The organism is Actinosynnema sp. NPDC091369 (assembly GCF_044757065.1).
GTDB lineage: Bacteria > Actinomycetota > Actinomycetes > Mycobacteriales > Pseudonocardiaceae > Actinosynnema.
Map to the genome: position 1 here is coordinate 127733 of NZ_JBIVUG010000004.1, position 18803 is coordinate 146535.

Consider the following 18803-nt stretch of genomic DNA (forward strand, 5'->3'; position numbering starts at 1 on the left):
GACCCCTCCGACGGTGTGCGTTCCGCCAGCGGGTACCCCGGACCCGGAAGGGGTAGACAACGACCATGGCCCTGGGACTGCCCGACGCGATCACCGCCTGTCTCTTCGACCTCGACGGCGTGCTGACCAGCACGGCCGTGCTGCACCGCCGCGCGTGGCGGCGCACCTTCGACGACTTCCTGCGCCCGCGCGGCGAGCCGCCGTTCGCCGAGTCGGATTACCTCAAGTACGTGGACGGCCGGCCGCGCTACGACGGGGTCCGGGAGTTCCTCGCCTCGCGCGGCATCACGCTGCCCGAGGGCGAGCCCGACGACCCGCCCGACGCCGACACCGTGCACGGCGTCGGCAACCGCAAGAACGACCTGCTGGAGGCGATCATCCGACACGAAGGCGTGACCCCCTACGCGGGCACGGCGCCGTACCTGCGCGCGGTGGAGGGAGAGGGGTTGGGCATCGGCGTGGTGACGTCGTCGGCCAACGCCCGCAAGGTCCTCGACGCGGCCGGCCTGAGCCCGTTCGTGCAGGCCCTGGTGGACGGCGTGGTGATCAGCCGCGACGGGCTCAAGGGCAAGCCGGCGCCGGACTCGTTCCTGGTGGGCGCGCGGCTGCTGGGCGTGAACCCGGCGCACGCGGCGGTGTTCGAGGACGCGCTGTCGGGCGTGCGGGCCGGGCGCGCGGGCGGGTTCGGGCACGTGGTGGGCGTGGACCGGACCGGTCAGCGGGAGGCGCTGCTCGCGCACGGCGCGGACGTCGTGGTCGAAGACCTCTCGGAGCTGCTGTGAGCGGTTGGGAGGTCCACCCCTGGATGGTGCGCTGGGACGGTCTCGCGGTGGACCAGCTGCGGCGCACGGAGTCGGTGTTCGCGCTGTCCAACGGGCACATCGGTCTGCGCGGCACGCTGGACGAGGGCGAGCCGCGCGGCCTGCCCGGCACCTACCTCAACGGGTTCTACGAGGAGCACGCGCTGCCCTACGGCGAGTCCGGCTACGGCTACCCGGAGGCGGGGCAGACGGTCGTCAACGTCACCGACGGCAAGGTGATCCGGCTGCTGGTCGAGGACGAGCCGCTGGACATGCGCTACGGCCGCGCCCACGCGCACCAGCGGGAGCTGGACTTCCGCACCGGCACGCTGCGCCGCTGCACCGAGTGGGAGTCGCCGACCGGACGGCGGGTGACCGTGCGCACCGAGCGGCTGGTGTCGCTGACCCAGCGCGCGGTCGCGGCGATCCTCTACGAGGTCGAGCCGAGCGAGGACGTGCAGCTCGTCGTGCAGTCCGATTTGCTGGCCAACGAGCCGGTGGAGAACGAGGGCGACGACCCGCGGGTGGCCGCGGCGCTGAACGAGCCGCTGGTGGCGGACTTCGCGCACGCCGAGGACTACCGGGCGGTGCTGGCGCACCACGCGCGCAACTCGGGGCTGCGGATGGCCGCGGCGATGGACCACGAGCTCGAGGTGGACGACGGCGTGCGCACCGAGATCCGCGCCGAGGGTGACCTGGCCCGCTTCACCGCCGCCGTGGACGTGCCTGCGGGCGGGAAGCTGCGGCTGGTGAAGTACCTCGGCTACGGCTGGTCCGCGCAGCGCTCGGTGCCCGCGCTGCGGGCGCAGGTGGAGGCGGCGCTGGCGGGCGCGCGGCAGACCGGGTGGGAGGGCCTGCTGGCCGAGCAGCGGCGGTTCCTGGACGACTTCTGGGAGGTCGCCGACATCGAGCTGCACGGCGACGACGAGTTGCAGCAGGCGTTGCGGTTCGCGCTGTTCCACATCATGCAGGCGGCGGTGCGCGGCGAGACGCGGGCGATCCCGGGCAAGGGGCTGACCGGGCCCGGTTACGACGGGCACGCGTTCTGGGACACCGAGATGTTCGTGCTGCCCGTGCTGGCCTACACCGTGCCGGAGGCGGCGCGGGACGCGCTGCGGTGGCGGCACTCGACGCTGCCCAAGGCGCGGGAGCGGGCCGAGGTGCTGGGCCAGCGCGGCGCGGCGTTCCCGTGGCGGTCGATCAGCGGTGCGGAGTGCTCGGCGTACTGGCCCGCGAGCACGGCCGCGTTCCACGTCAACGGCGATGTCGCGCACGCCGTGCTCCAGTACGTGAACGCGACCGGTGACCGGGCGTTCGAGCGCGAGTGCGGCGCGGAGATCCTGGTGGAGACGGCGCGGCTGTGGACGTCGCTGGGCCACCACGACCAGCACGGCGGGTTCCGCATCGACGGGGTGACCGGGCCGGACGAGTACTCGGCGGTGGTGGACAACAACGTCTACACCAACCTCATCGCGCAGAAGAACCTGCGCGGCGCGGCGGACGCGTGCGAGCGGCACCCGGACGTGGCCGAGCGGCTCGACGTGACCCCCGAGGAGGCGCAGGACTGGCGCAAGGCCGCCGACGGGATGCTGATCCCGTTCGACGACCTGCTCGACGTGCACCAGCAGAACGAGGGGTTCACCTCGCACGCCGAGTGGGACTTCGAGGCCACCGACGCCGACGAGTACCCGCTGCTGCTCAACCGGCCCTACTTCGACCTGTACCGCAAGCAGGTGGTCAAGCAGGCCGACCTGGTGCTGGCCATGCACGTGCGCGGTGACGCGTTCACGGCGGCGCAGAAGGCCCGCAACTTCGCCTACTACGAGGCGAGGACGGTGCGCGACTCGTCGCTGTCGGCCGGCACCCAGGCGGTGCTGGCGGCCGAGGTGGGCGCGCTGCAACTGGCCTACGACTACCTGGCCGAGGCGGCGTTCACCGACCTGCACGACCTGCACCGCAACGTCCACAACGGACTGCACATGGCCTCGCTGGCGGGCGCGTGGGTAGCCCTGGTGGCCGGGTTCGGCGGGATGCGCGACCACGACGGCGAGCTGTCGTTCGCGCCGCGCCTGCCGCCGGGGCTGACCGGGATGGCGTTCCACATGTCGTTCCGCGGCACCCGCTTCGCGGTGGAGGTCGGCCCGGGGTCGGTGACCTACCGGATCGTGGCGGGCGACGCGCTGCGCACCAGCCACCACGGCGAGCCGATCGTGGTCGAGCCGGGCCGCCCGGTCACGATGTCCACACCGGACGCGCCGCGGCCACCCGAGCTGTGCCAGCCGGCGAACCGCGCACCCGCGCGCCGGGTGCCGCCGGTCCGGCCGTTCACAGGCGTTCCGGGTGACCCGGAACGGGAAATCGCGGCGGGACAAGAAGATCGTGGATGAGGTGCCCGGCCGGACTCTTGGGGGGGAGGGGAGCCCGGCCGGGACTTGTCAGGCGGCCAGTGGGGGGGCGGTGGCCGCCTAAGCCCTCATCGCAGGCTGGGTTACCCCTGTTACCGGAGTTCAACCGCCGACTTCGGGGACGACCGCGTGATCCGGATCATTCGCCCGGTCGGGACCGCCGCCCCTCGGCCCGGCGTCGCCCACCCGGCGGCACCCGTGACCAGGGGAAACCGTCTCCGCAATCGTGCGGGCGCGGACCGGCTGCTTCCCGGCGAAACGTAACCCACAGGAGTGAGAGGGGCAGCGCGGCGGCCCGCGGCCGGACAGGATGCCGGAACGTGAGCTCAACACCGATCTACGACGAGTTGGCGGCGACCTACCTCGCCGACCTCCTGCCCGAGCCGGCCCGGCCCGCCGCGCCGGACGAACCGGGCGGGCGGGCCGCGCCCCCGCCCGGCACGACACCCGGGCCGGCCTCCGCCACGCCGCCCACCGGAGGTCTGAACCACCTCTGATCTTGACACCGCCTCACGCAGCAGAGTAGGACGAGCGCAGCCCGTAAAGGTCGCCTACCCCGAAGGGTGGAGCGGAATGCGTGCACGAGCACTGCTCTGCGCAGTGGCCCTGTTCGCCGCCGGTGCTTGCAACGCAGAGCAGACCGAGACCCCTGAACAGGTGACACTGACCTGGTGGGACTACCTCAACCACTCCCCCATGGCCGACCAGGCCGTGGACAGCCTCCTCACCCGGTACCACCAGGAACACCCCGACGTGCGGATCGAGCGCACCTCCCTGTCCCACCCCGAGTTCCGGGTCAAGCTCGCCGAGGCGACGGCGTCCGGCGTGTTCCCCGACATCGCCGCCGTCGACGCCGCCGACCTGCCCCGGCTGGCGGAGGGCGGCGCCCTGGCCGACCTCACCGACCGCTTCGACCGGTGGGAGCTCGAAGACCGGTTCCTCCCGGCCGTGCGCGAGAGCGTCACCCACCAGGGGCGTGTCCACGGCGTTCCGCTGCGCACCACCACCACGGCGCTCGTCTACAACCGCGACCACTTCGCCGCGGCCGGCCTCGCGGACCCGCCGACGACCTGGGACGGGCTGCGCACCGCCGCCCGGACCCTGACCTCGACCGAGCGCTCCGGGCTGTGCTTCGGCGCGAAGGACGACGACCTGACCGCCACGTTCCTGCCGCTGCTGTGGCAGGCGGGCGGCGACGTCACCGACATCGGCGGGCAAGCCTCCCTGGACGCCCTCGCCCTCCTCGACGGCCTGGTGAACACCGACCGGAGCACCCCCGCCGACGCGCTGGGCTGGACCGACGACGACGCCCGGCAGCGGTTCGCCGAGGGCCGCTGCGCGATGGTGATCACCGGACCGGCCGCGGCGCCCGAGCTGAACCAGGCCGGCCTGGACTGGGCCGCGGCCCCGCTGCCCGACGGCGCGGCGGGCGCGGCGGGCCTGCTCGGCGGTCAGACGGGGGTGGTCGGGCGCAACGCCCGCGCCGAGCGGGCGTGGGACGTGCTGACCTGGCTGGCCGAGCACCCCGACAACGCCACCGAGTTCGGCGGCGGCCTGGGCGCGCTGCCCAACCGCACCGACACCGTGGACGAGCTGGCCTGGCAGTGGGACCCCAACGTGCCGGGCTTCGCCGCGGGCCTGCGGTCGGCGCGCACACCCACCGCGTACGGCGCGAAGTACCCGGAGATCTCCCGCGCCGTGGCCGCGATGGCGACGCGGGTGCTGACCGGTGAGCGCCGCCCCGATCAGGCGATTGCGGACGCCGCGGCGGAGATCGACCCGCTGCTGCGCTAGTCGTGCGCTGACCTGCGTGCGACCGGCCGGTTAGCCGTAACGCCGCACGGTGTTGGGCGATATGCCCCGAAAGGGGAGGTCACCGGGGGGCGAGGATGAGCCGAACGGGCGCGGGTAACCCGGTGTCATGCGGAACCAGGCTGCCGTGACCGAACGGCGTACCGGGAAGAAGGCCCGACCGGGGTCCGAGGCGGAGACCCCGTCGTTCAGCCGGGCGCAACTCCTCGCGCTCCTCGTCGGCCTGCTGCAGATCGTCTTCGCCTCCATCCCGTTCCTGCCCATGGGCGAGGGAGCCGTCCACACCCTGTACGTGTGCACGGGCCTGGCCGGCGTGCTGCTGGCGTGGCGGCACCAGCACGCGCGGTGCTACGGCGTCCTGCTCCTGCTGCTCTACGGTCAGCTGTTCATCACCGACGCGGAGGACACCACCGTCCTGGGCCTGCCCACGTGGGAGACCCTGGCGTACGGGCGGGCCGCCTTGGCGGGCGTGGTGATCGCGCTGGTGCCCGCGTTCAAGCGGCGGTAGGCGCCCGCGGTCATGGTGCCGTCCGGGTGGAAGCGGAGCTTGGGGTCGCCGCTGCGGGCGATCGACTCGAACATCGCGAGGTCGGACTTCGTCGTGGGCTCCCAGTACATGTGGGCGCCGTGCGTGACGCCCATGTCCATCGACATCATCGTCGCGACGGCCCGGTCGTAGCGCCGCCTGCTCAGGTACGCGCCGCCGGAGGCGTGGATGTCGAACACGTCGTGATCGCCGGTCAGGGGCCGCAGCCCGCCGTCCCGGTCGACACCGTGCACCACCCCGTCGCGCACCACGAACTCCCCGCGCCGCTCGAACCGGGCCATCTTGTCGCGCAGCGCCTCGAACTCCGCGCGCCGCTGGTCGTAGCGGCGCAGCAGCCGGTCGTGCAGGTCGAAGCGGGGTAACTCGGGCCGGAAGTAGCCGACCAGGCCGCGGTGGCGGCGGGCCGCGCCGAGCCGGACGTCCAGGTCGTCGATGGTCTTGGCCTTCACCGCCTCGGGCTTGGGCAGCGCGCCCTCGCGCAGCCACGCCACCGCGTGCGGGTTCGTCGCCCGCACGTCGATGACGAGGTCCTGCTCGGCGGCCACCTGCTGGAACTTGCGGGCGTTCTCGATCGGCATGCCGAAAACCGGCTCCACCGACGCCAGGGGGAAGAGGTGATCAGTGCGCACGGCTATTAAGGTCCGCCCGAAAGGCGCGTGCACCAGACCGCGGGCTTCGGTTAGCTCGGAGCGTGACCCCTGATTCACTGATCGGACTGCTGGCCGAACCCGAGCGGTTGCGCGTGGCCGCCGCGCTGGTCCTGGGCGCCCGCACGACCGCGGACATCACCGAGGCGACCGGGTTGGACGTTCGGCGGGTCGAGAACTCGTTGCGCCGACTGCGGTCGGCGGGACTCGTCGTCACCGACGGGTCGGGCTTGCGACTGCGCGAGGAACTGTTCAAGGAAGCCACCCGGGTCGAACAGGCGAACCGGGTCCAGGAGGACCCGTTCGTGCGGGATGGGCGGCTGGTGAAGCTCCCCGCGCAGCGCGGACGCAGGCGGGCGGTGCTCGAACAGGTGAGCACCGCGTTCGAGCCGGGTAGACGGTACCCCGAGCGGGACGTGGTGGAGGTGCTGAAGCGGTGGTGCGACGGCGGTGAGGTCGACCACGTGACCGTGCGCCGGTACCTCGTGGACGAAGGGCTGCTCAGCCGGGACGACGGCGTGTACTGGCGTACCGGCGGCCCGGTGAGCGTCTAGCGGCGGTCAGGTCGTTCGGTGGTCCGATCTTCGGCCGTGTTCAGCCGAACGAGTCGGGGTCGGGACCGGTGCGCTCGCCCCGGTCCAGTCCCCTGATGGCCGCCATGTCCTCCTCGTCCAGCTCGAAGTCGAACAGGGCGGCGTTCTCCGCGATCCGGCCGGGCGTCACCGACTTGGGGATCACCACGTTGTCCAGCTGCACGTGCCAGCGCAGCACGACCTGGGCGGCCGTGCGGCCGTGCTTGGCCGCGATGCCGGTGATGACCGGGTCGGACAGCAGCGCGCCCTGCGCCAGCGGGCTCCACGCCTCGGTCACGATGCCGTGCCGGGCGTGGAAGGCGCGCAGCTCGGCCTGCTGGAGCCACGGGTGCAGCTCGACCTGGTTCACCGCGGGCACCGCACCGGTGGCCTCCACGATCCGCTCCAGGTGCGCGGGCTGGAAGTTGGACACGCCGATCGCCCGGACGCGGCCGTCGGCGTACAGCTTGCCCAGCGCGCGCCAGGTGTCGACGTAGCGGTCCTGCCCGGGCGCGGGCCAGTGCACGAGGTACAGGTCCAGCCGGTCGAGGCCGAGCCGGCCGAGGCTCGCGTCGAACGCGCGCAGCGCCTCGTCGTAGCCCTGGTCGGAGTTCCACAGCTTGGTGGTCACGAAGATCTCGTCGCGCGGCACGGGCGAGTCGGCCACGGCGCGGCCGACGGGCTCCTCGTTGCGGTAGGCCGCGGCCGTGTCGATGCTGCGGTAGCCGACCCGCAACGCCTCGGTCACCGCGTCGTAGGTGTCCTCAATGGACACCTGGAAGACGCCGAAACCGAGCTGCGGCATGGTCACGCCGTTGTTCAGGGTGGTGGTCCTCATGGGTCTCATCATGCCCGCTGTCAACGCCTCCCACGGGCTGGGAGCCGTTGACGCGCGTCACGCCCCACTGGTCCGATCACCCCGTGACGGCATTGCCCGAGGTGACGGGCTTCGACGCGGCGGACGTCGAGGTGACCGTGCTCATCCGCGTCTCCGCACCGGCCGCGCGCGTGGCGGACACGGCGGGGCGGTTGGCCGAGGCGCTGCGCTCGGCGCTGGACCTGCCGCGCTCGGACGTGGTCGTCGACCTGCCGGTCGCGCGGGCCCGACCGGTGCTGCGCGTGCTGGTCGACTCCCGCCGGGTGCTGCACCGGGGCGTGCCGGTGGAGCTGACCAGGCTGGAGTTCGACCTGCTGCACCACCTGTGCGCCAACCCGCACCGGGTGCACCGCCGGGCCGCCCTGATGGCGAGCGTGTGGGGCACGACGAGCACCGTGGACACCCGGACGGTGGACGTGCACGTGCGGCGCCTCCGGCACAAGCTGGGCGAGGCGGCGTCCATCATCACCACCGTGCGCGGCGTCGGTTACCGGGTGGACCACGCCGGCGAGGTCGTCGTGGAGCGGGACGCGCCCGCCGGGTGACCGGCGTCAGGAGATGAGCGCGACCCGTCGTTCCACCTCGGCGGGCAGCGGGCGGCGGTGGCGGACGGCCCCGGGCAGCCTGCGGAGCGCGGCGACCAGGGCCGCTCCCGCGTCCCGGTCCCGCAGACCGCGCCTGGCCAGCGCGAACGTCTCGCCGAGCACCACCCGGGCCGGGCGGCGCAGCCAGGTGGTGAGCAGGTCGTTGCGCATCTCCACGCGACGCCGCCACGCCGACGGCGGCCGGAACGACGACGGCTGGTGGTGCGCCACCACGTCGTCCACGTAGCAGCACGCCCAGCCGGACGCGGCCATGTCCCACGAGAACAGCCGCTCCTCGCCGGGCCAGAACAGCACGGGGTGGAACCCGCCCACCTCCAGGAACGCCGTCCGGCGCACGACCGCGCCGCAGCACACGAACCCCAGCACCGACGGTCCGGGCAGGTCGTCGTCCCGGCCCAGCGCCGACCGGGCCATCTGCTCGCACACCGGGTCCAGCCGGCCCTCGGGCTCCACGAGCGTGCGCGCCGCGACCAACCCCAGCCGGGGGTGCCGGGCGAACAGCTCCTCGGCGCACGGCAGCGCGCCGGGCGCCCACCACGAGTCGTCGTCGCTGAACGCGACGTACGGGGTGGTCGCGTGCCGCACGCCGCGGTTGCGGGCCAACGCGCCTTCGTTGCGGCCCAGGGCCAGCACCTCGACCTGGTCGAACCCGCGCCGCACCCGGGCCACCGTGTCGTCCGACGAGCCGTTGTCGACCACCACGACCGGCACGCGCAGCTCCGCGAGACGGGTCAGCGTGCGCACCAGGTCGTCCGCCCGGTCACGGGTGGCGATCACCACGGTGGTCTGGGACACCGGGGAGTAGTACCCCGGGAAGTGGTGGTTACTCCTCTGCTCCGGGGGTAGGCCCAGGTCATGGGATTCGAACGGGCGGTGGTGACGGGCGGGGCCGGGTTCCTCGGGTCGCACGTGTGCGAAGCGCTGCTCAAGCGCGGCACGCGGGTCGTCTGCGTGGACGACTTCCGGACCGGGTCGCCGGACAACCTGCCGGACGACCCGCGGCTGGGCGTGGTGGTCGAGGACGTGGCCAAGCCGCTCGACCTGCTCGGCGACGTCGACCTGGTCGTGCACCTGGCCTGCCCGGCGTCGCCGGTCGACTACCTGCGCATGCCGGTCGACACGCTCAAAACGGGCGGTTTCGGCACGCTGCACGCGCTGGAGCTGGCGCGGCGCAAGGACGCGCGGATCGTCATCGCCTCCACCAGCGAGGTCTACGGCGACCCGTTGGAGCACCCGCAGCGGGAGACCTACTGGGGCAACGTCAACCCGGTCGGCCCGCGCAGCGTCTACGACGAGGCCAAGCGCTTCGGCGAGGCCATGACCTTCGCGTTCCGCGGCGAGCACGGCGTGGACACGGGCGTCGTGCGCATCTTCAACACCTACGGCGCGCGGATGCGCCCCGACGACGGCCGGATGATTCCCACGTTCGTGCGGCAGGCCCGCGCGGGCGAGCCGCTGACCGTGCACGGCGACGGCTTGCAGACCCGGTCGCTGTGCCACGTGGACGACCTGGTGCGCGGCCTGCTGTCGATGGCCGAGAGCGACCACCCCGGTCCGGTGAACCTCGGCAACCCCGAAGAGGTGACGGTGCTCGACGTCGCCCGGAAGGTGATCGAGCTGACCGGCAGCACGTCCGAGGTCGAGCACGTCGACGCCATGACCGACGACCCGCGACGACGCCGGCCGGACATCTCGCTGGCCCGGCGGGTGCTGGGCTGGCAACCGGAGATCGGGTTGGACGAGGGGCTGCGGCGGTCGTTTGACCGGCACCTCGTCGGGTAGTCGGACGACACCGGTCCGCGACGGTCCACAGCCGAGCGGCGCCCACGCCGGTGACAGTCCACACAGGAGTTGGAGCGAAAGGGGAAAGCCGTGCGCGTGCTCGGTATCAACGCGGTCTTCCACGACCCCGCCGCCGCCCTCGTGGTGGACGGCGAGGTGGTGGCCGCCGCGGAGGAGGAACGCTTCTCCCGGCGCAAGCACGGCAAGCGGCCGGTGCCGTTCTCCGCGTGGGAGCAGCCCGAGCAGGCCGCGAGGTGGTGCCTGGAGCACGCCGGGCTGACCCCCGCCGACCTCGACGCGGTCGCCTACTCCTACGACCCGGACCTGGTCGAGCCGAACGACGTGCCGTGGGAGGACCTGCGCACCGAGTACGCGCGCCGCGCGCCGTACTTCCTGGCCACCGCGCTGCCGGGGCTGGACCCGGCGATCGTGCGGTTCGTGCCGCACCACGTGGCGCACGCCGCGTCCACCGGCCTGGCCGCGCCGTTCGGCGGCGACTGCGCCGTGCTGGTCAACGACGGTCGCGGCGAGTGCCGCTCGCACCTGGCGGGCAGCTACCGGGGGCACCGGCTGGAGACGCTGGCCGCGCAGCACCTGCCGCACTCGCTGGGCCTGCTCTACGAGGACCTGACCGAGCACCTGGGCTTCCTGCGCTCCAGCGACGAGTACAAGGTGATGGCGCTGGCCTCCTACGCCGAGCCCAGGCACCTGGACCTGCTGCGCGAGCACGTCCGCGCGACCGAGGACGGCGGGTTCCACATCACGCCGCTGGACTGGGCGACGCTGGCCAAGCGCCGCGGCCCGGACGACGAGGTGACGCGGGAGCACGCCGAGCTGGCGGCCAGCGTGCAGGTGCGGGTCGAGGAGGTGCTGCTGGACCTGGTCCGGTGGCTGCACGAGCGGACCGGGCAGAAGCGGCTGACCATGGCGGGCGGCGTCGCGCTCAACTGCGTGGCGAACACCCGGATCTTCGCCGAGGGGCCGTTCGACGAGGTGTGGGTGCAGCCGGCCGCCGGTGACGCGGGCACGGCGCTCGGCGCGGCGTTGCAGGTGGTCGCCGACGCCGGCGAGCCGGCCGCCGCCATGCCCGGCGCGGACCTGGGCCGGTCGTGGACCGACGCGGAGGTCGAGGACTACCTGCGCGACGCCAAGGTGGCGTACGAGGAGCCGGACGACGTGGCCGTCGCGGTGGCCGAGGCGTTGGCCGAGGACAAGGTGGTGGCCTGGTTCCAGGGGCGCAGCGAGTACGGGCCGCGGGCGCTGGGCCGCCGGTCGCTGCTCGCGCACCCCGGCAAGGCCGAGAACCTGGAACGGCTCAACAACGTGAAGGGGCGCGAGCAGTTCCGGCCGATCGCGCCGATGGTGCTGGCCGACCGCGCGGCCGAGCTGTTCGAACGCGGGCCGCTGCCCAGCCCGTACATGCTCTTCGTGCACGACGTGCGACCCGAGTGGCGTGACCGCGTCCCCGCGGTCGTGCACGTGGACGGCACCGCGCGGGTGCAGACCGTGGACCCGGGCACCGAGCCGCTGATGGCGCGCGTGATCCGCGAGTTCGACCGGCGCACGGGCGTGCCCGTGGTGGTGAACACGAGCCTGAACACGGCCGGGCGGCCCATGGTGGACGACCCGCGTGACGCGCTGGAGTGCTTCGGCTCGGCGCCGGTGGACCTGCTGGCCATCGGCCGGTTCGTGGTGCGGCGGCCATGAGCGTCGACTACGCGGTGGTGATCCCCACCGTCGGCCGGGACAGCCTGAAGGTCGTGCTGGACGCCCTGGAGCACGGCGTCGGCCCGCCGCCGCGCGAGATCATCGTGGTGGACGACCGGCGCGAACCCGGACCGCTGCCGGCGACGCACTCGGCGCGCGTGCTGCGCACCGGTGGCCGCGGCCCGGCCGCCGCGCGCAACGCCGGGTGGCGTGCCGCGTGCTGCGAGTGGGTGGCGTTCCTGGACGACGACGTGGTGCCGCCGCACGACTGGAAGCAGCAGGTGACGGCCGATCTGGCGAAGCTGGGGCTGGACGTGGGCGCGTCTCAGGCGCGGATCGTGGTGCCGCTGCCGCAGGACCGCCGGCCGACCGACTGGGAACGCGGCACGGCCGGGTTGGCCGACGCGCGGTACATCACCGCGGACATGGCCTACCGGCGGGCGGCGCTCGTGCACGCGGGCGGGTTCGACGAGCGCTTCCCCCGCGCGTACCGGGAGGACGCCGAGCTGGCGCTGCGCGTGCAGGCGCACGGGTACCGGATCGTCAACGGTGACCGCGTGACCACGCACCCCGTGCGGGAGTCGGACTTCTTCGTCAGCCTCAAGCAGCAGCGCGGCAACGCCGACGACGCGTTGGTGCGGCGGCTGCTGGGCCCGCAGTGGCGCGAGCGGATGGGCGGTGTGCCCGGACGGCTGCCCTGGCACGCGGCCACCACGGCGTCCGGCGCGTTCGCCGTCCTCTGCGGACTTCGCGGGTGGCGCAGGGCCGCGGTCGCGTTCGGCGCCGCGTGGGCCGGGCTGACCGGGTGGTTCGCCGCGCAGCGCATCGCGCCCGGACCGCGCACCCGCGACGAGGTGGTGAAGATGGTCGTCACGAGCATCGCCATCCCGCCCGCCGCGTGCGCGCACCGGTTGCGCGGCGAGATCCGCCACCGGGCCGTGCCGGTCGCGGGACGGCAGCGCCGCCGGGTCGTGCCGGTGGCGGACGCGCTGGACCGGCTGCGCACCCGTGGCGGCCCCGCGGCGGACCGCTCCCGCGTGTCGCGCGCCAAGTCGTCCGGTGGCAAGTCGGGGGTGGTGCGGTCGTGAGGGTGCTGGTGCTGCGCGCCCTCGGCCTCGGCGACCTGCTGACGGCCGTGCCGGCGCTGCGCGGGCTGCGGCGCGCCCACCCGGACGCCGAGATCACCCTGGCCGCGCCCGGCTGGCTGGCCGACGTGGTCGACCGGATCGACGCGGTCGACCGGCTCCAGCCCACCGAAGGGCTCGTGCCGATCGACTACGACTCGCCGGACCTCGCGGTCAACCTGCACGGGCGCGGGCCGCAGAGCACCGAGCTGCTGCGCGCCACCCACCCCGCGCGGCTGATCACGCACGGCGTGCACGTGCCGTGGCCCGCGCACCAGCACGAGGTGCTGCGGTGGTGCCGGTTGCTGGCGCAGTTCGGCATCGCGTGCGACCCGGACGACCTGCACCTGCCACCGCTGCCGCGGCACGACCACGTCGTCGTGCACCCCGGGGCGAGCCACGGCGCACGCCGGTGGCCCGCGGACCGGTTCGCGGCGGTGGCGCGCGCGCTGGGCCCGGACGTGGTGGTGACCGGCAGCCCCGCCGAGGAGCCCTTGGTGCGCGAGGTGGCGCAGGGCCGCACGCGCACGGGCGACCTGGCCGGACTGCTGGACCTCGTGGCCGGCGCACGACTCGTCATCTGCGGTGACACCGGCGTGGCGCACGTCGCCACCGCCTACCGCACGCCGTCCGTGGTGCTGTTCGGACCGGTGTCCCCCGCCGAGTGGGGGCCGAGGTCGGGACCGCACCGGGCGCTCTGGCACGGGACGACCGGCGACACGTTCGCCGACCGGCCCGACCCGGGGCTGCTCGGGATCACCGTGGACGAGGTGCTGGATGCCGCGCGATCGCTACTGGGAGGTGGACCGTGGCCAGGATCGGCGTCATCGGCGCGGGCTATGTCGGGTTGACCACCGCGGCCTGCTTCGCGCGGCTCGGGCACACCGTGGTGTGCGCGGACGTGGACGGGGCGAAGGTCGCCGCGCTGGGTCGGGCCGAGATCGGCGCGCACGAGCCGGGGCTGGGCGAGCTGGTCGCGGAGGGGCTGCGGGCCGAGCGGTTGCGGTTCGTGCTCGGCAACGCGGAGGCGCTGTCCGATGTGGACTTCGTGTTCCTGTGCGTGCCGACGCCGACCGGGCAGGACGGCGCGGCCGACCTGAGCGCGGTGCACGCGGTGCTGCGCGAGGCGCGGGACGCGGTGCGGCCCGGCTGCGTGCTGGTGATCAAGTCGACGGTGCCCGCCGGCACGACCGAGCGGGTGGCGGAGCTGGTGGGCCGGCCGGACGTGCAGGTGGTGTCCAACCCGGAGTTCCTGCGCGAGGGGCACGCGGTGGACGACTTCCTGCGGCCGCAACGGGTCGTGGTCGGGTCGGCGGCCGAGGAGGCCGCGCGCCGGGTGGTCGCGCTGTACGCGGGGACGGGCGCGCCGGCACTGGTCACGAGCAGCGCGAGCGCGGAGCTGGTGAAGTACGCCAGCAACTGCTTCCTGGCGATGAAGCTGTCGTACGTCAACAGCCTGGCCGAGCTGTGCGAGCGGGTCGGCGCGGACATCGGCGACGTGACCGAGGGGATGCGGCTGGACGACCGGATCGGGGCGTCGTTCCTGGAGCCGGGGCCCGGGTGGGGTGGTTCGTGCTTCCCCAAGGACACCAGGGCGTTGCTGTCCACGGCGGAGGACGCGCACGTCGACTTCCCGTTGCTGCGGGCGACGATCGGCACGAACGGCCACCAGGCGCACCGGGTGGTCGGGATGGTGCGCGACGCGGTGGGCGGGTCGCTGGACGGCGTGCGGCTCGGGCTGCTCGGGTTGACGTTCAAGGCGGGCACGGACGACCTGCGCGACTCGCCGGCCCTGGCGGTGGCCTCGCTGCTGGCGGAGGAGGGCGCGCGGCTGACCGGCTACGACCCGTGCGTGTCGGCGGACTGCGGCCCGGTGCGGGTGCTCGACTCGGCGGAGGCGGCGGCGGACGGCGCGGACGGGCTCGTGGTGCTGACCGAGTGGCCGGAGTTCGCGGAGCTGGACTGGCCGAACCTGGCCGCCGCCATGACCACCCCGGTGATCGTGGACACCCGCAACCTGCTGCCGGCGGAGAAGGTCGCGGAGGCGGGGTTCCACCTGGTCTCCCTGGGCCGCCCGACCGCCGCCAGGTGACGGCGAGGGTGCGGCCCGGCGGATGACGACGAGAAGTGCCACCCGACCGGCGACAGCCGGCCCCGGCCCTGCTAGCCGTTGCCCTCCGCCCGCCGGTCCAGCAGCTCGACCAGGTCGCGGACGAGGGCCGTGACCTGCTCGGCGGGCAGGGGGTCGTCGCCCGGGGCCGGCTTGAGCCGGTCGCCCAGGACCTCCTCCAGCTCGTCCCCCAGCTGGTCGAGCACCGCGTCCACCAGCGACTCCGGCACGACCTGGTACGTGATGTGGGTCGAGCCGCCCTCCCCCGCCGTCGCCGCGTGCACCCAGCCGACCGGGATGTAGAGCACGTCCCCCGGCGTCAGCGTGACCACGGCGGTCGGGTCGCCCAGCGCCGAGGCGTCGATCCGCTGCGCGCCCACGCCGTCGTGCTCCCACACCGACCAGGTCTTGGAGCCCGCCAGCTGCACCAGGAAGTTGTCCTCGCCGTCGGCGTGCGGCACCAGGCCCGCGTGCCCCGCGCCGGTCAGGAACACGTGCGCCTGCACCTCGCACCCGAAGTCCTCGGCCAGCACCTCCGCCAGCCGGGTCGCGCGCGGCACCCACAGCTCGGCGTTGGCCAGCACGGCGGTCGCGCCCGAGTCCAGCAGGCGGTGCACCTGCTCCGGGTCGACCACGTCGGCCACCGGCCGGCCCGCGATGGTCCGCGCGGTGGTGAACTCGGCGGGGTGGTGCAGCCGGCCCCGGGTGGAGACGCTGACCCGGTCGGCCCGCAGGCCCTGCCCGAGCAGCTCGCCGATCTCGTCCTCGGTCAGCCCGCCGGGCACGTCGGCCGGGTCGACCACCCGCCCGGTCGCGTGCGCGCGCCGCCAGTTGCGGTCCAGGAAGTCGTCCGGCAGGCCCCAGGCCCGGAAGACCTTCTCAGAGTCCACGGGTCACCTCGTCCAGTTCCTCGCGCCGGAACCACCCGACGGCCAGGCACGACAGGATCGTCGGCACGACCCGGTCGCCGACCGCCCGCACCGCGGTGGCGTACGCCGAGGCCCACGCCTCGCGCGGCGCGCCCGACCGCGGCAGGCCGTCGTCCGCCGCGGCCAGCGCCGACCGGTGCTCGCGCCACCGCGCCGCACCCGCCGCCACCGCCACGTCGAACGGGATGCGCACCGCGCCCTGGTGCCACGCCTCGTCCACGAGCAGCAGCACCGAACCCGGCTCGGCGGTCAGCGCGGCCGTGCCCAGCACGGCCAGCAGGCGCTTCGCGTCCAGGCCCATCAGGATCAACCCCGCCTCGGACACCGGGTCGGCGTCCAGCGCGGGCAGGTCGAACGTCGTGTGCGGGTGCTCAAGCATGGACGCGCTCCGCTCCGGTGGCCACCAGTTGCCCGAGGACGCTGTTGACCACCCGGGACGTGCCCACCCGGTGGCCGTCGATGTTGCGCGCGGCCGGGCCGAGCACCATGCACGCCGCCGCGCCCAGGGCGTGCACGCGGGGTGCCGCGCGGTACGCCAGGGTGGCCTCGTCCAGGTCCGGCCAGCCGTCGCGCAGGCCCACCACGTCCGGCGGCAGCAGGCCCGTGCCGACGTTCGGGCGGGTGCCCAGCGCCAGCACCACCCGGTCGCCCCCGGCCGCGGACCCGTCGGCCAGGTCGACCGCGCCCTCGCGCAGCCCGGCGACCTCGACGCCGCGGTGCACCACGAGGCGCCCCTCGGCCTCCGCCGCCGCCAACCCGGGCCGGAACTCGAACATCACCGACGCGACCCGCTGCTGGCGCATCATCTCCAGCCGGTCCTCCCACGTGGTGCCGTGGAAGCGGGCCCGGCCCTCGGCGCGGAAGAACGACGCGTTCACGTCGGCGCACTGGTAGTGCTCGGCGGCCTTGCGCAGCACCCAGTGCACGCGCCCGCCCGCGGCGAGGTTGTTCGCCACCACGTGCGCGCCGCTCAGGCCCGCGCCCACCACGACGGTGGTGTCCGCGCCGGGCTCCAGCGGCTCGTCCCAGTGGTGCGCGCGGCCGGGCAGCGGGCCGGGCCACTCGGCGCGCTCCTCCCCCGTGCACAGCACCACCGAGGACGCCGTGACGTCGCCCGCCGTCGTGCGCACGACCACCTCGTCGTCGGTGGGCAGCAGCTCCAGCACGTCGCCCTGCCACAGCCGGTCCGCCAGGCCGTGCGTGGAGACCACGTGGTCGCAGTAGGCTTCGAAGACGTCCAGCGGCACGACCGAGCGGTGCCCGGCCTGCGCCATCCGGACCTCCCGCTTCTCCACCGCCGTGAGGCCGGACCAGTGCAGCCGGGCGAAGTCGAGCAGCTCGCAGTCCCGGTAGCCCTCCACGCCGGGGTGGTGGTCGTAGGGCGAGCGCAGCGTGCGCTGGCCGAGCACGTCGGCGCGGCGGAAGAACCGGCCGCCGAGCCGTCCTTCGCGGTCGACCACGACGACGTCGCCGACGCCCGCGTGCCACAGCGTCGCGGCCAGGCCGAGCGCCGCCAGGCCGCCGCCGACCAGCACGACGTCGGCTCGCGCGGGCAGCGCGTCGGTGCGCGGTCGCGGCCGGGACCGGCCGCGTCCGGTGAGGTCCCGGCCGCGCGGCGAGCCGATCACCTCGGGCGGGGGCAGGAAAACGGTCACGTCAGCTCCGATTCAACCCGGTCGGTGGACGTCGCGGAGACGCCCAGCACGAGCACGAAGGGCACGGCGAGCACTGCCAGCCCGACCAGCACCGGCCCGGGGCCGACCAGGTCGACCAGCGCGCCGACGCCGCCGATGGCCACCATCCGCACGGTGGCGGTGACCGCGGTGCTCGCCGAGATCACCCGGCCACGCAGCCGGTCCGGCGTGATCCGCTGGCGCGTGGTGGCGACCACGATGAACGCCAGCGCGGACGCGCCGTCGAGCACCAGCACGGCGGCTGCCAGCGCCACCGGCGCGTCGAGCAGCGCCAGCAGGCCGACCGCGCCGCCGTTGACGGCCAGCACGCAGGCCAGCAGCAGCGGCCACCGGCGCACGTCGCAGAAGCGGGCCAGCACCAGGCTGCTGATCAGCCCGCCGATCCCGGCCGCGGACACGATCAGGCCGGTGGTGGCCGGTGAGAACGCCAGCTCACCGTCCGCCCGCACCAGCAGCGGCAGGAACGCCGCCGCCGCCAGCAGGTGCATGTAGCACGCGCCGGTGAGCAGCACGGCCTGCTGCCGGTCCCGCAGCACCAGCCGCAGCCCGGCGAACACCGAGGCGTCCTGCTCCCCGTGCTCGTCGGCGGCGGGCCGGTTGCGCGGCAGCCGCAGCAGCAGCGCCGCGGAGACCACGAAGCTGCCCGCGTTGACCAGGAACGCCACCAGCGGCCCCAGCGCCTGGAGCAGCCAGCCGCCCGCCGCGGGCCCGGTCAGCGTCGCCGCCGCGTCCGAGCCCTCGACCAGGCCGTTGGCCCGCATCAGGTCCCGGTCGCCGACGATGTTGGGCAGGTAGCTGCCCGCCGCCGAGTGGAACACCGCGTCGCCGACGCCCGCCACCAGGCCCAGCACGACCAGCGGCCACAGCCGCGCGCCGCCGAGCACGACCTCCGCGCCGATCGCCACGAACGCCACCGCGCGCAGCACGTCGGCGAACACCATCAGGCCACGTCGTTCGCCCCGGTCGACCAGCGCGCCCACGTGCAGCGACGCCAGCACCTGCGGCAGTTGCGACGCGGCGCCGACGAGGCCCGCGGTGACCGCCGAGCCGGTCGCCGCCAGCACGGCCAGCGGCAGCACGACATCGGCGACCCGGTCGCCGAGGATGCTCACCGCACGGGCGGCGACGAAATAGGGGAACAGTGTTCTCATGGTGACGACCGGGCACCGGCGGGAATGGCCCGCCGGTGCCG

At 74.2% G+C, this 18803-nt stretch carries 18 protein-coding genes; 11 read left to right on the forward strand and 7 right to left on the reverse strand.

Features of this window, described 5'->3' with window-relative positions; genetic code table 11:
* Positions 1 to 65 precede the first annotated feature (65 nt).
* From ACIQMJ_RS17095 to ACIQMJ_RS17110, 4 genes are all read left to right on the forward strand, one after another.
* Positions 66 to 782 (forward strand): HAD family hydrolase, encoded by a 717-nt coding sequence (locus tag ACIQMJ_RS17095; RefSeq protein ID WP_499761924.1) that lies wholly within the window; start codon positions 66 to 68, stop codon positions 780 to 782.
* A 23-nt stretch (positions 783 to 805) separates the two neighbouring features.
* Positions 806 to 3187, forward strand: a complete 2382-nt coding sequence (locus ACIQMJ_RS17100; protein ID WP_499762454.1) for a glycoside hydrolase family 65 protein — start codon at positions 806 to 808, stop codon at positions 3185 to 3187.
* A 338-nt stretch (positions 3188 to 3525) separates the two neighbouring features.
* A complete protein-coding gene (locus ACIQMJ_RS17105; protein WP_499761925.1) occupies positions 3526 to 3702 on the forward strand; it encodes a hypothetical protein in 177 nt (58 codons plus the stop codon).
* Between the two features lie 160 nt (positions 3703 to 3862).
* On the forward strand, positions 3863 to 4999 hold the full coding sequence (locus ACIQMJ_RS17110; RefSeq protein ID WP_499761926.1) for an ABC transporter substrate-binding protein: 1137 nt from the start codon (positions 3863 to 3865) through the stop codon (positions 4997 to 4999).
* Between the two features lie 396 nt (positions 5000 to 5395).
* Here ACIQMJ_RS17110 and ACIQMJ_RS17115 read toward each other — a convergent pair whose 3' ends face one another.
* Positions 5396 to 6193 (reverse strand): hypothetical protein, encoded by a 798-nt coding sequence (locus ACIQMJ_RS17115; protein ID WP_499761927.1) that lies wholly within the window; start codon positions 6191 to 6193, stop codon positions 5396 to 5398.
* 62 nt (positions 6194 to 6255) lie between these two features.
* Here ACIQMJ_RS17115 and ACIQMJ_RS17120 point away from each other — a divergent pair, with 62 nt between their 5' ends.
* Entirely contained in the window at positions 6256 to 6765 is a 510-nt protein-coding gene (locus ACIQMJ_RS17120) for a DUF2087 domain-containing protein (RefSeq protein WP_499761928.1), read from the forward strand.
* Between the two features lie 40 nt (positions 6766 to 6805).
* On the opposite strand, the gene ACIQMJ_RS17125 is transcribed toward ACIQMJ_RS17120, so the two are convergent.
* Positions 6806 to 7630 carry an aldo/keto reductase gene (locus ACIQMJ_RS17125; RefSeq protein ID WP_499761929.1) on the reverse strand — a complete coding sequence of 275 codons (825 nt, stop codon included), beginning with the start codon at positions 7628 to 7630 and terminating at the stop codon, positions 6806 to 6808.
* 74 nt (positions 7631 to 7704) lie between these two features.
* Between ACIQMJ_RS17125 and ACIQMJ_RS17130 the strand changes: the two genes are divergently transcribed.
* Complete coding sequence (locus tag ACIQMJ_RS17130) at positions 7705 to 8205, forward strand: winged helix-turn-helix domain-containing protein (protein ID WP_499761930.1); 501 nt, start codon at positions 7705 to 7707, stop codon at positions 8203 to 8205.
* A gap of 6 nt (positions 8206 to 8211) precedes the next feature.
* On the opposite strand, the gene ACIQMJ_RS17135 is transcribed toward ACIQMJ_RS17130, so the two are convergent.
* Entirely contained in the window at positions 8212 to 9060 is an 849-nt protein-coding gene (locus ACIQMJ_RS17135; RefSeq protein ID WP_499761931.1) for a glycosyltransferase family 2 protein, read from the reverse strand.
* Between the two features lie 60 nt (positions 9061 to 9120).
* On the opposite strand from ACIQMJ_RS17135, the gene ACIQMJ_RS17140 reads away from it, so the two are divergent.
* From ACIQMJ_RS17140 to ACIQMJ_RS17160, 5 genes are all read left to right on the forward strand, one after another.
* Entirely contained in the window at positions 9121 to 10047 is a 927-nt protein-coding gene (locus ACIQMJ_RS17140; RefSeq protein WP_499761932.1) for an NAD-dependent epimerase/dehydratase family protein, read from the forward strand.
* A 90-nt stretch (positions 10048 to 10137) separates the two neighbouring features.
* Positions 10138 to 11754, forward strand: a complete 1617-nt coding sequence (locus tag ACIQMJ_RS17145) for a carbamoyltransferase family protein (protein ID WP_499761933.1) — start codon at positions 10138 to 10140, stop codon at positions 11752 to 11754.
* Positions 11751 to 12842 carry a glycosyltransferase family 2 protein gene (locus ACIQMJ_RS17150; RefSeq protein ID WP_499761934.1) on the forward strand — a complete coding sequence of 364 codons (1092 nt, stop codon included), beginning with the start codon at positions 11751 to 11753 and terminating at the stop codon, positions 12840 to 12842. The genes ACIQMJ_RS17145 and ACIQMJ_RS17150 overlap by 4 nt, the downstream gene beginning before the upstream one ends.
* Positions 12839 to 13729, forward strand: coding sequence for a glycosyltransferase family 9 protein (locus tag ACIQMJ_RS17155; protein ID WP_499761935.1), 891 nt, complete (start codon positions 12839 to 12841; stop codon positions 13727 to 13729). The genes ACIQMJ_RS17150 and ACIQMJ_RS17155 overlap by 4 nt, the downstream gene beginning before the upstream one ends.
* On the forward strand, positions 13687 to 14970 hold the full coding sequence (locus ACIQMJ_RS17160; RefSeq protein WP_499761936.1) for a UDP-glucose dehydrogenase family protein: 1284 nt from the start codon (positions 13687 to 13689) through the stop codon (positions 14968 to 14970). The genes ACIQMJ_RS17155 and ACIQMJ_RS17160 overlap by 43 nt, the downstream gene beginning before the upstream one ends.
* A 71-nt stretch (positions 14971 to 15041) precedes the next feature.
* On the opposite strand, the gene ACIQMJ_RS17165 is transcribed toward ACIQMJ_RS17160, so the two are convergent.
* From ACIQMJ_RS17165 to ACIQMJ_RS17180, 4 genes are read right to left on the reverse strand one after another with little or no spacing between them, the layout of a single operon-like run.
* Entirely contained in the window at positions 15042 to 15878 is an 837-nt protein-coding gene (locus ACIQMJ_RS17165) for a JmjC domain-containing protein (protein WP_499761937.1), read from the reverse strand.
* Positions 15868 to 16296: a DUF6187 family protein gene (locus ACIQMJ_RS17170; protein WP_499761938.1), complete on the reverse strand. Its 429-nt coding sequence runs from the start codon at positions 16294 to 16296 to the stop codon at positions 15868 to 15870. Before ACIQMJ_RS17170 ends, ACIQMJ_RS17165 begins: the two co-directional genes overlap by 11 nt.
* A complete protein-coding gene (locus tag ACIQMJ_RS17175) occupies positions 16289 to 17572 on the reverse strand; it encodes an FAD/NAD(P)-binding protein (RefSeq protein WP_499761939.1) in 1284 nt (427 codons plus the stop codon). The genes ACIQMJ_RS17170 and ACIQMJ_RS17175 overlap by 8 nt, the downstream gene beginning before the upstream one ends.
* A complete protein-coding gene (locus tag ACIQMJ_RS17180; protein WP_499761940.1) occupies positions 17569 to 18762 on the reverse strand; it encodes an MFS transporter in 1194 nt (397 codons plus the stop codon). Before ACIQMJ_RS17180 ends, ACIQMJ_RS17175 begins: the two co-directional genes overlap by 4 nt.
* Positions 18763 to 18803 lie beyond the last annotated feature (41 nt).